We start from the raw sequence: 13,871 nt of genomic DNA on the forward strand, positions 1-13,871 counted from the left end.
GTTGGGGGTTGGGTGCTAGTTGCTAGTTGATGGATGATGGACGCTAGTACGAGGTAACTGGTGTGGGGCTACTTATGTTTTCAGGTTCTTCAATGGTCGATTTCATCCCCTAACGGACACAGCGATCGCTAATTCGCATAAAAATCACCTTTTCTATGGCTAACGGACACTATTGCAGCTATTTCGGTGAAATGCCCCATACAAGCTGATTTTCACCCCAATAGTGATATCTGTGTCCGTTAGCTCTCCAAATGCCCTGATTTTAAACAAATAGCGTCTGCCATGTCCGTTAGGCGGTGGTGCTGGGTGCTGGGTGCTGGGTGCATGGGTGCATGGGTGCTACGTGTCTGTCTTCTGAGCGGGTTCGGATTCGGGAGAAACCACTAAGTAGTGCCCCATAAATAAATCCACTGAAATGATAGAAATTCACTTCAAAGCAAAAAGCACCTCAAACGCGTGAATGCACAGATTAATCTGGTATCCACACACTTGAGGTGCCATAGTTATCTAGTCGCCTAAGAAGGCTCTTTTCATACGTTCAAAAATAGACTGGCTTTGCTCATGCGTATGCTCGCCGCTTTGCTTGCCGAACTGACGCAGTAAATCCTTCTGATCTTCTGACAAGTTCGTCGGTGTCATCACGATAACCTTCACGTGTTGATCCCCTTGACCGAATCCACGAAGATGCGGAACGCCTTTGCCTTTCAGACGGAAGTACGTATCGGTTTGCGTGCCTGCTGGAATCTTGAGTTTCACTTTCTCAGTTAGCGTAGGGATTTCGATTTCATCCCCAAGCGCCGCCTGCATGAAAGTCAATGGCACTTCACAGTACACATCATTACCTTCACGTTGGAAGAACTCATGGTTTTTCACACGAATCACAACATAAAGATCACCTGACGGGCCTCCACGTGTTCCGCCTTCACCTTCACCAGAAACGCGAAGTTGAGCACCATCATCTACCCCAGCTGGAATCTTGATGTGAATGGTGCGAGTTTTTTTCACTTTACCAGCGCCATGACATGTTCCGCATTTTTCTTTGATGATTTTACCGGAACCATTACATGACGTACACACGCGGCGATTCACAATACGGCCAAATGCTGTATTCTGAACCACTTCTTGTTGTCCGCTACCATGACAGCCGCCACATGTTTCTGGCTTTGTTCCAGCTTTGGCACCGGAACCATGACATGTATCACAATTTTCAGTACGCGGAATGTTGATATCCATTTCTTTGCCGAAAATGGCTTCTTTGAATTCCACTGTCATCGTGTATTGCAAATCATTACCGCGTTGTGGGGCATTCGGATTACGACGATTACCACCGCCACCACCGCCAAAGAACATATCAAAAATATCCCCGAAGCCGCCGCTGAAGTCTTGACCGCCGCCAAATCCTTGATTCGGATCAACGTGACCGAACTGATCATACTGCGCTTTCTTCTGATCATCACTCAGAACGTCATAGGCGTCTTTCGCTTCTTTGAACTTATCTTCTGCATCTGCCGCTTTATTCACGTCAGGGTGATATTGACGTGCCATTTTACGGTAAGCCTTCTTGATCTCTTCCTGTGAAGCATTCTTCCCGAGACCTAACACCTCGTAATAATCACGTTTACTCACTTGTTCCACTCCCATGTTCAAGACTACAAACGGAAAGTCAAAGCCGTGGAGAAACTCCAGTTGGCTTTGACTCTAACGTTCCATGCGTAACAAACAGTGTTTAAAAAACTTCTTTAAACTTCTATTTAGTTAGAATATGTTTATTTTTTAGGTTCGTCAACCACTTCGTAGTCCGCGTCTACAACATTTTCTCTGCCTTTAGGTGCTTCGCCTGCGCCAGCATCAGGACCTGGGCCTTGATCTTGGGAAGCTTGCTCATATAATTTAACAGAAAGTTGTTGAATGACTTCAGTCAATTCTTCTGTTGCTTTTTTGATCGTTTCAAGATCGTTGCCAGCAAGAGCAGCTGTAACTTTCTCTTTCGCTGCATTCGCTTTGTCAATCTCGCCTTGGTCTACTTTGTCGCCAAGATCTTTGATCGTTTTGTCAACGGAATACACCAATTGATCAGCTTCGTTACGAGCTTCTACAAGCTCTTTACGTGCGCGATCTTCTTCAGCATGCGCTTCCGCATCCTTCACCATTTGTTCAACTTCTGCATCGCTCAAGCCGCTGGAAGAAGTGATCGTGATTTTTTGGCTTTTGCCTGTTCCTTTATCCAAAGCAGACACGTTAACGATACCGTTCGCATCGATATCAAAGCTTACTTCGATTTGCGGAACGCCGCGTGGAGCTGGAGGAATGTCACCTAGCATGAAGCGGCCAAGTGTTTTGTTACCGCTAGCCATGGAGCGCTCACCTTGAAGTACGTGAATCTCTACGCTAGTTTGGTTATCTGCATAAGTGGAGTACACTTGTGATTTCGTAGTAGGAATCGTTGTGTTGCGGTCGATCATTTTCGTGAATACGCCGCCTGCTGTTTCGATACCAAGGGAAAGTGGTGTTACGTCAAGAAGAACAACGTCTTTCACCTCACCAGTCAAGACACCAGCTTGAACAGCTGCGCCAAGGGCAACAACTTCATCCGGGTTAACACCTTTGTGTGGCTCTTTACCGATTAATTTCTTGATCGCTTCTACAACCGCAGGAATACGAGTGGATCCACCAACAAGAACAACTTTATCGATTTGGCTTGTGGACAAACCGGAATCTTGAAGTGCTTGACGAGTTGGTCCTAACGTTCTTTCAACTAGACCAGCGGAAAGCTCTTCGAACTTCGCACGCGTCAAGTTCAACTCCAAATGCTGAGGAACGCCGTCTGCTACCGTGATGAACGGAAGGGAAACCGTCGTAGTCAAAACACCGGAAAGTTCTTTTTTCGCTTTTTCAGCTGCATCTTTCAAACGTTGTACAGCTGCTTTATCTTTGGAAAGGTCAATGCCTTGCTCTTTTTTGAATTCAGCAACGAGGTAATCGATGATCACTTGGTCAAAGTCATCGCCGCCCAATTTGTTGTCGCCGCTTGTTGCTTTAACTTCGAAGAAACCATCGCCTAGCTCAAGGATGGATACGTCGAATGTACCGCCACCAAGGTCATAAACGAGAATTGTTTGATCTTCTGTTTTTTCCAAACCGTATGCAAGTGCTGCTGCAGTTGGCTCATTGACGATACGAAGAACTTCAAGACCAGCAATTTTACCAGCATCCTTCGTAGCTTGACGTTGGCTGTCGTTGAAGTAAGCAGGAACTGTGATTACTGCTTGTGTAACCGTTTGGCCAAGGTAAGCTTCTGCATCCGCTTTTAGCTTTTGCAGGATGATTGCAGAGATCTCTTGTGGCGTGTAGTCTTTGCCATCAATGTGCTCTTTGTGGTTCGTACCAATGTGACGCTTGATGGAGCTGATTGTTTTGTCTGGGTTTGTGATCGCTTGACGCTTAGCAGTTTCACCAACTACGCGCTCGCCATCTTTCTTGAAACCTACAACGGATGGCGTTGTGCGGTTACCTTCTGGATTTGGAATTACGACGGCTTCTCCGCCTTCCATAACGGCAACGCAAGAATTTGTAGTACCTAAGTCAATACCAATTACTTTACTCATGTAAAGATCCTCCTTATGTCCCCTAGGAACGTCATTAGTTTTTTAGAATGGAATAAGATCCTTTAGTCTGGTTTTCAGCACCGAGAAGATTGAAAGAAGCTAGGAAATGAGGAGCGGAGCGTAGTGTAAACTACGTGAGCACCGGAATTTCCGGCTGAATTCAATATTCGATGTCGAATAAGCTTCTTGGACTACTTCGTGATCAAAATTAGACTTATACGCTAACTTTAACCATTGCTGGTCGGATGACCTTATCTTTCAAGATATAGCCTTTTTGCAATTCTTCAACGACGATACCTTCTTCATGCTCCTCGGATTCCACTTGCATCACGGCTTGATGGAATTCAGGATTGAACGGTTGACCAACAGCTTCGATAGGCTTAAGCCCTTCAGCAGTTAATAGTTGATCAATACCGCGGTAAGTCATATCCAAGCCCTTCACCAATGCGTCGAAATCCTTCGTCTCTTTGCTTGAAGACAGCGCGCGATCAAAGTTATCCACAATCGGTAATAGCTGCTCAATCAATTTTAGCGAAGCGTATTTCGCGAAATCTTCCTTCTCCGCTCTTGCACGGCGACGGAAGTTGTCGAAGTCCGCTTGAACGCGTAATAAACGCTGATAGTTTTCTTCGGCTTGCACACGCGCCTGTTCCAATTCGCTAGATACTGTAGCTTCCTCGGAAACTTCTACACCAGCTTCATCAGTCGTTGCTTCGTTATCGGCTGCGTATGTAGTGTCAATGTCTTGTTCGACTGTTTTGTTATCTCCAGTACTCAATTGTCCTTCACCTCCTAAACATAATACACGATGGATTTGGGTTTAGTTTGCCCATCTTTAGTTCTCTTCAAAAGGCTGCTTCATCTTAATCACTGTATGGATACGCAGTACCGCGGCAGCTACTTCCCCAGCCGCTTGCAGAGCGTGAATTTTCACATCTGTCGGATCCATGATCCCTGCTTCCACAAAATCCGTGATCAACCCCGTATCACAATCGATCCCTAGGCTGTCCGTATCCTGCGCAAGCTGGGCCGCTTTCAACTCTTCAACCTTCTCGAGCGGATTGTAGCCTGCATTCACGACGATTTGCGACAGTGGCTTGCGCAGTGCTCCCGCGACAGCGGCCACACCAAAGCCCTCCATGCCCTTCATGGTCTCGCGCACACGCTCCAGATCATGCGCGACGGCCATCTCCGCTGCGCCGCCGCCAGGCAAGTACCCGCCGCGTACGGCGGCTTGGACGGCTGACGCAGCGTCCTTCGCGATACGCGAGCGCTCATGCGCCGCTTCGCGCGTCGCGGCGCCAACGATCACGGTCACGTGCTGTTCGCCGTGACCGCGCGCCACGCGAACGCGCTCCAGCCGCTCGTCATACGCGGCATAGCCCGCGTGACCGAGCGCAGCGCTCAGCTCTGGCGCGCTCTTGCGCAGCGCCGTGCGCCGCACCGGCCTAGCGCCGGTGTGCTCGCTCAGCAGCTGCAAGTCCCGGCGGGACAGCCGCTGCAGCACGAGGATGCCATGGTCGGAGCAAAACTGCTCCGCCTCAGGGTCAACTCCGCGGTCTGATGCAATCAGCCCGACGCCAAGCTCCAGCAGCGAGCCGAGGCTGCTGCGGAAGAGCTCCCGGAGCTGCATGTAGCGCTGGAAGCCTGCCTCGGTGACCAGCGATTCCTCGCTGACCGCCTCAGGCTCCAGGGCATCATGCAGCACGAGGATGCGAGCATCTCGCCGGTCATGCTCGAGATGTAGGTTCATCGGCTTCTGGTTCAGCAGAATGCCGGTCCAAACCTCGCTGCTCGCTTCTTCATGTGCGAGCACGCTGTCCGCAAAGCGATAGCCTTCTTCTCGCAGCTTCGCCTCACCGACCGCTTCCGCTGCTTGAATGATAAGCTTAGCGATGTCCGTTTGCTCGCGACCTGCCGTGTAAGCGATCCGCTGCAGAGCGCGATCTCCAAGGCCAACAATCTGACGACTACGGCCCTGCAAGCTCGCTACGGCCAATTCAATGCCCTGTAGCATGCCAGTGACAACCTTGGCAACAGGAACGCCGCGAGTAACTTGTGCGACGCCTTCTTGCACCATGGCTCCGGCAAGCACTGTGGCTGTCGTTGTGCCATCGCCAATTTGGCGTTGTTGACTGCGAGCGACTTGAATCATTAGCCTAGCAGCAGGATGAGTTACATCCATCTTTTCCAATATGGTTACACCATCGTTAGTAATGATGACATCACCTTGGCCGCCAACTAACATGGTATCTAGTCCTTTAGGACCTAAGGTTCCTTCGACAGCGGAACAAATCGCTCTGACAGCCGCCGCATTATTCACTAATGTAGAGTAACGTTCTTCACTTTCACCGTGCATAGGTTTGACTCCTGTCATTTGCCATACCAACGTCCTAGGACCAATTCCATATGCTTCGATAGATGTTCCATTAAGCCAATGACTCTACCGTATTCCATGCGGGTAGGTCCCAAAATACCAATCGTTCCAAGCGGCGTACCGCCAATGGAATAGGAAGCTGTAATTAAACTGCAATTCGATATGGCTTCAATACTATTCTCAGCACCAATTTTAATCTCAATGCCTTCATTTGACGGAGTAAATAACTTGATAAGGGTTGGTGCTTCTTCCAGCAGATCAAAAATGCTCTTTACTTTCTCCACATCCTTGAACTCAGGCTGTGTAAGCATATTCGTCATCCCACTAAGGAATACACGGTCCTTCTCATCACTTTGAAGCACACTTTCCACCAAACCAAGAAGCTCTTGATAGCCAGTGACATATTTACTTAACTCATTAGAAATCTCATTGTAGAGCTTCGATTTAAACTGAACCAATGGCACATTCTTAAGCCTAGTGTTCAGAATATTAACGACCTTCTCGATTTCCGACATCGGAATCCCTTCGGGTATCGTTACAGTCTTATTTTCAACATGACCCGTATTCATCACTAGGATCGCAACAGCCGTTGTATCCGAGATCGGAATGATTTGGATATGCTTCAATGTCGTGCTAAATACTTCAGGACCGAGCACAATAGACGTGTAATTCGTAAGACTGGAGAGCATGCCAGCAACGTGCTGAATAACACCTTCCATCTCTTGAATACGTTCTGCGAAAGCCCCCTTCATGGAGTCCAAATCATGACTTTGCAAGGAGCCGTGCTTCAACAAATGATCGACATAATAGCGATAACCTTTGTGTGAAGGAATACGACCTGCGGACGTATGAGGCTGCTCAAGATAGCCCATTTCTTCGAGATCAGACATTTCATTACGTATGGTCGCTGGACTAAAACCAACATTCCCACGCTTCGAAATACTTCGCGAACCAATTGGCTCCGCTGAACGAACGTAATCATCAATGATTGCACTTAAAATCATGCGTTGGCGCTCTGTCAACATGAGTACCCCTCCTCCTCACTTCTCACTATTTGCCACCTTCGTTAGCACTCGTATTTAGTGAGTGCTAAATCCTAATACAAAAATAACAGACCCTAAGGTCTGTTGTCAAGTCAATCCAAACGTTTAAGTACGGCGATTTCGTCGCAACAATACTGTTTTTTGCAATGCATGCAGTCTCTCCAAACCTTCTCAGGAAAAATCTCCTTCGGAACGAGTGTAAAGCCGTTTTTCAGAAAGAAAGCCACTTCATAAGTAAGTGCCATAACTTTAATAATTCCTTGACTTCTTGCCTCTTCAACTAAGAAATTAACCAGCTTGCCACCGATCCCTTGACCCTTGTAGCCAGGCGTCATCCCAAGTGAGCGAATCTCAACAAGATCTGGTCCTAGTCTCGTCAATGAACCGCAGCCTATTAATAAGCCATCAAATTCAGCGACAACAAACGTATCAATTTGATCTTGGAGCATTTCCCTGCTCCGCGGCAGCATGATGCCTTGCTTGGCATACCCCTGTATAATTTCAAAAAGCTTATCGATATCATCCACTGAAGCTTTTCTTACGGACACCGTAGTTGATGTATTCACGCTTCCCCACCCACCATTCGCACAAAAATGCATAAAAGCCACGCCAGCGCCCTGCGGATTTCCGCTGTTTCGCTTGTGGATTCATGTATAAATATACAACAATACGTATAAATGCACAAGCGTTTTTTGCGCTATTTCGGTTTAGCTTAAGAACGAGGCAAAGACTTCATTTCCTAACAAAATGCCGTGTTTGGACAAACGATATCCCTCTGGCGTTTGCTCAATCAGCTTTTTGTTTATCCAGCTTTGCAGGGTAGCTCCAAAATGGGATTCGATCGTCTCTCCGAATTGATCCATGAAGTCGTTGCTTCGCACACCCTCAAGCAGCCGCAAGCCAACCATCATAAAGTCTTCCATCGCTTCTTGTGGAGTAACATCGAATTGCTCCATGATCGGTAATCCAAGCTTCGTTGCATCAATGTACGGTTGGATGCCCTTCACATTCACATGACGCTTACCATTCATATACCCGTGTGCACCTGCGCCTAATCCGTAATAAGAACGGTTGCGCCAGTACATCGTATTATGTCTGCTTTCGCGGCCCGGTTTGGCAAAGTTACTGATTTCATATTGCTTGTAACCCGCTCCCTCCAGCCTTTTCATAATCAACTCGTACATATCGACTTCCTCATCTTCACTTGGGAGCGGCAGTTGATTTTTGTTGAACAAGGTGTGGAATAACGTGTTTTCTTCTACTTTCAAGCTGTATATTGAATAATGCTGCAAATCGAGCGATAGCGCCTCATCTAATGTAGCCTGCATGATTTCCACCGTTTGCTTCGGAAGTCCGAACATCAGGTCGATCGATAAATTATCGAAGCCTAGCTTTTTCGCATTGGCAATGCTTCTATGCACATCATCTGTATTATGAATACGGCCGATTGCCGCAAGAATATCATTGTTAAACGATTGCACACCGAAGCTGATGCGATTTACACCGCCAGCTTTCATGACAGCAAGTTTATCTTCGTCCGTTGTTCCCGGGTTAGCCTCCATCGAAAATTCGACTTCTGTACTGTCCGCTGGGAAATAAGTGCGTACGATGCGCAAGAAGCGTTCCATTTGATCTGGAAGCAACACAGTTGGCGTCCCTCCGCCGACAAAGATCGTCTCCACCTTCTGAGGAGGATGGTTCCTTACCGTGAGCTCCATTTCACGCTCAAGCGCATCTAGATATTCCATCACAGGCTGGCCTTTGAGCACGTACGAGTTGAAATCGCAGTAATGACATTTATTTGTGCAAAAAGGGATATGAATGTACACCGCCGTAGGCGTTGTATAAGTAACTAACATAAGGGTATTCCTTTCCACGGTCACAATTGACAAAAAGCCAAGGGACAGCGTACGCTGCCACCCCAGCTTTGAGTTCCATGCATCTATTCGTCGATTTTCAAAACAGCCATGAACGCTTCTTGCGGCACTTCTACGCTACCGACTTGCTTCATGCGTTTTTTACCTTCTTTTTGCTTGTCTAACAATTTACGCTTACGGGAAATGTCACCACCGTAACACTTCGCAAGTACGTTCTTACGCATTGCTTTAACGGTCTCACGCGCGACGATTTTCTGTCCAATTGCCGCTTGAATCGGCACCTCAAACATTTGCCGCGGGATAAGCTCCTTGAGCTTGTCACAAATGATTTTGCCACGATGATAGGCTGTATCTCTGTGAACGATGAAGGAAAGTGCATCGACTTGCTCGGAATTGAGCAAGATGTCCATTTTCACGAGATTGGATTTCTTGTAACCACTAACTTCATAGTCAAAGGAAGCATAGCCCTTCGTCCTTGACTTCAGCATATCGAAGAAATCGTAGACAATCTCAGATAGCGGGATCTCGTAAGTCAATGTAACGCGATTCGTATCTAAGTATTCCATGTTCATATATTCACCGCGTTTACCTTGGCAAAGCTCCATGATGGTACCCACATAATCATTAGGCACGATGACAGAAGCTTTTACGTAAGGCTCCTCAACGAAATCAATTCGTTGTGGATCCGGATAGTTCGATGGATTGTCAATTTCCATGACATCACCATTGGTTAACGTAATCCGGTAAATAACGCTCGGTGCCGTTGTAATCAATGGGATGTTGAACTCACGTTCAATCCGCTCCTGAATGATTTCCATGTGCAAGAGTCCTAAGAATCCGCAACGGAAGCCGAAGCCTAATGCTGTCGAAGTTTCAGGCTCGAAACGCAAGGAAGCATCATTTAGTTCAAGCTTTTGCAACGCTTCACGCAAATCGTTGTAATCGGTCGTTTCGATTGGATACAATCCGCAGAAAACCATTGGGTTAATGCGACGATAACCTGGCAGCGCTTCAGGCGAAGGGCGATCTGCTTCCGTTACCGTGTCACCGACACGGGTGTCTCCAACATTTTTAATACCGGCAACAATAAAACCAACATCTCCGACCTCAAGGGAAGGAACCGATGACATTCTAGGTTTGAACGCACCTACTTCAATAACTTCAAATACTTTGCCTGTTGCCATCATTTTGATTTTGGAGCCTGCTTTGATCGCGCCGTCCACAACACGCACATATACGATAACACCTTTGTAGCTGTCATAGTGCGAGTCGAAAATCAATGCCTTCAGTGGTGCGTCAGGATTACCTTGCGGTGCCGGTACCTTCAAGCAAATTTGCTCAATGATCTCTTTAATACCGATCCCAGCTTTAGCTGATGCATGTACAGCATCGCTTGCGTCAAGCCCGATCACGTCTTCGATCTCTTGCTTTACTTTATCAGGGTCCGCACTTGGTAAATCAATTTTATTGATAACTGGTAAAATTTCTAAATTATTTTCCAATGCGAGATATACGTTTGCTAATGTTTGAGCTTCAATTCCTTGAGCCGCATCAACAACCAGCAATGCGCCCTCACAAGCCGCTAGGCTTCGTGAAACCTCATAAGTAAAGTCTACGTGTCCTGGTGTATCAATTAGGTTAAGGATGTAATCGACACCATCGTCAGCACGGTAACCTAATCTCACCGCTTGCAGCTTAATCGTAATTCCACGTTCACGCTCCAGATCCATCTGGTCGAGAACTTGCTCTTGCATCTCACGTGAAGACAATGCACCTGTATATTCCAGAATGCGATCAGCTAGCGTTGATTTACCGTGATCGATATGAGCGATAATTGAAAAGTTGCGAATTCTTTGTTGTCTTTCTCGAATGTCCGTCATGCTAAAGACTAACCCCCACTACATGCAAATAATTTTCATTATAGCAGTTGTGGGAAGTCGGAGCAATGCACACCTAGCCTTTGCCTAAAACAGCATCAAACAAAGAAATAAACAATTTAATGCCATGGTGCGCCGTTATTTGTAAAAGTTCGCCTAATTTATTCCCTACACGATTCAATGAATTATCATGAATGGCAACAGGTTCAGCTTGTGTCTCTGTCGTCTGTTTCCCTTTTACAACCGTGTCTTTACTAGGTGGTGTAGGCGTAGGCGATACTTGGGCAACCGTCGTTACTACTTTTCCCGGTGCCTTCGTTGGCGCAACTTGTTGGGCTGCTTTGGAGGAAGGCTGAGGACCTTCTATGCGTTCCATGCCGTTGGAAGCTAGACTGACGCCGAACAAAATACAAAACAACAGCAAGAGTCCAAACAAGCCAACCTTGATATAAAAGTGCCTCAGCCTCATTTTATTCCCTCCTCCAATGTTAACTCGCTTACGAGTTTTTAGGTGTAGTCACGGGTGCATCCACTTTTTTCGCGTTTAAAATTACTTCAGATATCGCTTCAGCCAGCCAATCTGTCGTCCGATAGCATTCCTCAAGGGTATTGTAAGGCCCACCCACCTCGATCAAAATACTATTCGGCGAAATGTTCTGGTTGTACAACCCGTTGCCCTCGCTTGCTTCTTTCGCATGAATCCCCTTCGAGACGCCTGGGTGCTTCTCTTCCAGCACTTGATGAATTTTTCTTGCAAATTCTTCGTTCTTTTTCCAGTTTGGGTTTTTTCCGCCGATTATAAAATAGACTTGTGCGACATCCTTGCCTTCGATCGTTGCTGTTGTTTTACTGCGCGCTGCTGAATCGCGATGAATATCGAAGAAGTACTGTAAATCCTTATGCGAAGTCATTGCTTCCTGAAGCGTTTTGGCTGAATACTTGTAGGAATACGGATATTCAAACCCCTTGACAGTACTAGGATAAACAGTTGAAGAATGCACAGCACCAATGCCATCTCTCTCTAAATTCTGAGCTAACCGTTGCCCCACGGAGATAATATTCACTTTATCACTGTAGGCTTTATCTGGATCGGTTACACCTTTCAGCTCTGGTAGAAAGGACTCATTACTGTGTGTTTGATAGATAAAGGCGATATTATCGCCAGCTGTTTTCGGTGGTTGTGCAACTGCATTAGGAGAAGGGGATGAAGAGCTAATTGGTGTCGGCTCCACGGACGGCGATGGCTGTGGAAATCTAGCTTCCGCTTCCAAATCACTGGATATCGGATTTAGATCGTAGGGGGCGCTTGGATTCGTTTCGCTCCCTCTTACCAATACTGTCGACTTATTCAACTCCATACCAGGCACTTCACTTGCGACTAAGCTTTTTGGATCACTCGGATTAATATCCGTCATCATTTGAAAAGCGAAGTGAAACACGTTGTGTTGGGAGAAAGTGAACTTTTTCTGATCCTTATTTAAATGAGGGACTTCCATACCCAACATATCGATAAAAAACTGATTCGTGACAGAGGCGGCGAGACCTTTCATGGATGAAACAGGCGATGTAGACATTAATCTGCTTTGTAGGACGCCACCCAGACCAATTAGTACGAATAGAGCTAAGGTCGAGGTGCTAAGAACCATAAACGTTTTCCCGACGGAACTGGCGCTCTGAAAGGTTTTGCGAACTTGGCTGAAATTCCATGTGGCTGATGTCCATTTCATAGTTTGATTCCTCCTAAACTATCTTAATTCAATCTATGAAACGAGCCCGAACGATAGAACTAGTTTTCGCTAGATTTTTTTAATAGAAAAGGATGGAAGGTTCTCTACTTGATTTTGATAGGCAGCATGAACGACAAAAAGAACTGCCCCACATAAGTAGGCTCAGTTCTCTAGTTTCATTAATGCGTGTACGCAGCTACGTTATCGACATCTACAGCGTCATGTAAAGCCGCGTTTAAACCGCTGGCAATGATATTGGCTATATCCTCAATAAATTGGTCAATCTCCTTCGGCGTAACGAGTAGGTCGTGTCCTACGGGGTTTAGCACCTCTTTGACCAGTTGCAGCCGCTCGTCTTCGTTGATATTGTCCAAAAGTCCGAAAATTTGCCCCGTATTACTCGTTTGACCGCTGAAATGCTTCTGCATAAGATCAAAAGCATTGTTCACAATCGTTGAGGCATACACAACGGTAGGGACCCCAATCGCAATAACTGGAATACCCAGTTGCTCCTTCGTCAAGCCTTTGCGCTTATTGCCAATTCCTGAACCTGGATGGATACCGGTGTCTGCGATCTGAATGGTCGTATTGACACGATCCAAGGATCTAGATGCTAGCGCATCTATAGCGATGATGAAATCAGGCTTGGATTTATCCACAATCCCTTGCACGATGTCGCTGCTTTCGATCCCCGTTGTGCCGAGTACCCCTGGGGCTACAGCACTTACAGCTCGATAGCCCGGACTCACATCTTCAGGTACAAGTTCAAAGTAATGACGCGTCACCATAATATTCTCAACGACGAGTGGCCCCAAGGCATCGGGAGTCACATTTCCATTGCCTAGTCCAATAATCAGGGCTTTCGCATTTTTCGGAATACCGACATGTCGTAAAAACTGCTCAAACTCCTGAGCGAGCTTCGTCGCCACGCGATCTTGAAGCTGACTGTCTTTCTCTCGGAGTGCGGGTACCTCAATCGTTATATAATGACCCAGAAGCTTTCCAAGCGCTTTGGAGCCTTCTTCGTTCAGGACGTTTATTTTGGTTACGCGGATCCCGTTTTCCCGTGTGAACTCCTGTTCAATACCAGGAATCGGTTGCCCCTGATTGGCTGCATGGGCCATATCCCTTGCATCGAGTGCAAGATCGGTCTGTGTGTTAAATATGCCTAAGTCCATTGGAGGTCCCCTTTCATACTTGCGCTGTGTTGCTTATTGTGTGACAGATGCCGCGGCGTTATGCAGAGATAAAGACCACTGAAAACCTATTGACAGCTCTTGCAATTTGAAATATTGCATGGTAGAATACTTAAAGTTGTCAGCAAACATACAAATGTAACGTTGAACGTGTTTTGTAAGTAGGAGG

11 protein-coding genes are annotated in these 13,871 nt (G+C 46.7%); all 11 read right to left on the reverse strand.

The window, feature by feature from the left end:
• Positions 1-507: 507 nt before the first annotated feature.
• The 11 genes from dnaJ to gpr all read right to left on the reverse strand — a co-directional run bounded on the left by dnaJ (position 508) and on the right by gpr (position 13,684).
• Positions 508-1,641, reverse strand: a complete 1,134-nt coding sequence (dnaJ, locus tag L6I86_RS24295; protein WP_420851923.1) for a molecular chaperone DnaJ — start codon at positions 1,639-1,641, stop codon at positions 508-510.
• A 125-nt stretch (positions 1,642-1,766) separates the two neighbouring features.
• Positions 1,767-3,605, reverse strand: a complete 1,839-nt coding sequence (gene dnaK, locus L6I86_RS24300; protein ID WP_236291007.1) for a molecular chaperone DnaK — start codon at positions 3,603-3,605, stop codon at positions 1,767-1,769.
• Between the two features lie 214 nt (positions 3,606-3,819).
• Positions 3,820-4,383 carry a nucleotide exchange factor GrpE gene (gene grpE, locus L6I86_RS24305; RefSeq protein ID WP_056609787.1) on the reverse strand — a complete coding sequence of 188 codons (564 nt, stop codon included), beginning with the start codon at positions 4,381-4,383 and terminating at the stop codon, positions 3,820-3,822.
• A gap of 57 nt (positions 4,384-4,440) precedes the next feature.
• Positions 4,441-5,982 carry a TCP-1/cpn60 chaperonin family protein gene (locus tag L6I86_RS24310; RefSeq protein ID WP_420851925.1) on the reverse strand — a complete coding sequence of 514 codons (1,542 nt, stop codon included), beginning with the start codon at positions 5,980-5,982 and terminating at the stop codon, positions 4,441-4,443.
• Positions 5,979-7,007 (reverse strand): heat-inducible transcriptional repressor HrcA, encoded by a 1,029-nt coding sequence (hrcA, locus tag L6I86_RS24315; protein WP_056609791.1) that lies wholly within the window; start codon positions 7,005-7,007, stop codon positions 5,979-5,981. The genes L6I86_RS24310 and hrcA overlap by 4 nt, the downstream gene beginning before the upstream one ends.
• 110 nt (positions 7,008-7,117) lie before the next feature.
• Entirely contained in the window at positions 7,118-7,591 is a 474-nt protein-coding gene (locus L6I86_RS24320) for an N-acetyltransferase (protein ID WP_236291009.1), read from the reverse strand.
• Positions 7,592-7,732: 141 nt separating this feature from the next.
• Complete coding sequence (hemW, locus tag L6I86_RS24325) at positions 7,733-8,884, reverse strand: radical SAM family heme chaperone HemW (protein WP_056609794.1); 1,152 nt, start codon at positions 8,882-8,884, stop codon at positions 7,733-7,735.
• A gap of 83 nt (positions 8,885-8,967) precedes the next feature.
• Positions 8,968-10,782, reverse strand: coding sequence for a translation elongation factor 4 (gene lepA / locus L6I86_RS24330; RefSeq protein WP_056609796.1), 1,815 nt, complete (start codon positions 10,780-10,782; stop codon positions 8,968-8,970).
• A gap of 73 nt (positions 10,783-10,855) precedes the next feature.
• Positions 10,856-11,248: a DUF3679 domain-containing protein gene (locus L6I86_RS24335; protein ID WP_236291010.1), complete on the reverse strand. Its 393-nt coding sequence runs from the start codon at positions 11,246-11,248 to the stop codon at positions 10,856-10,858.
• A 28-nt stretch (positions 11,249-11,276) separates the two neighbouring features.
• Positions 11,277-12,506, reverse strand: a complete 1,230-nt coding sequence (spoIIP, locus tag L6I86_RS24340; RefSeq protein WP_236291011.1) for a stage II sporulation protein P — start codon at positions 12,504-12,506, stop codon at positions 11,277-11,279.
• 179 nt (positions 12,507-12,685) lie between these two features.
• Positions 12,686-13,684, reverse strand: a complete 999-nt coding sequence (gene gpr, locus L6I86_RS24345; RefSeq protein ID WP_236291012.1) for a GPR endopeptidase — start codon at positions 13,682-13,684, stop codon at positions 12,686-12,688.
• Between the last annotated feature and the right edge of the window lie 187 nt (positions 13,685-13,871).

The organism is Paenibacillus allorhizoplanae, assembly GCF_927798215.1.
GTDB lineage: Bacteria > Bacillota > Bacilli > Paenibacillales > NBRC-103111 > Paenibacillus_E > Paenibacillus_E allorhizoplanae.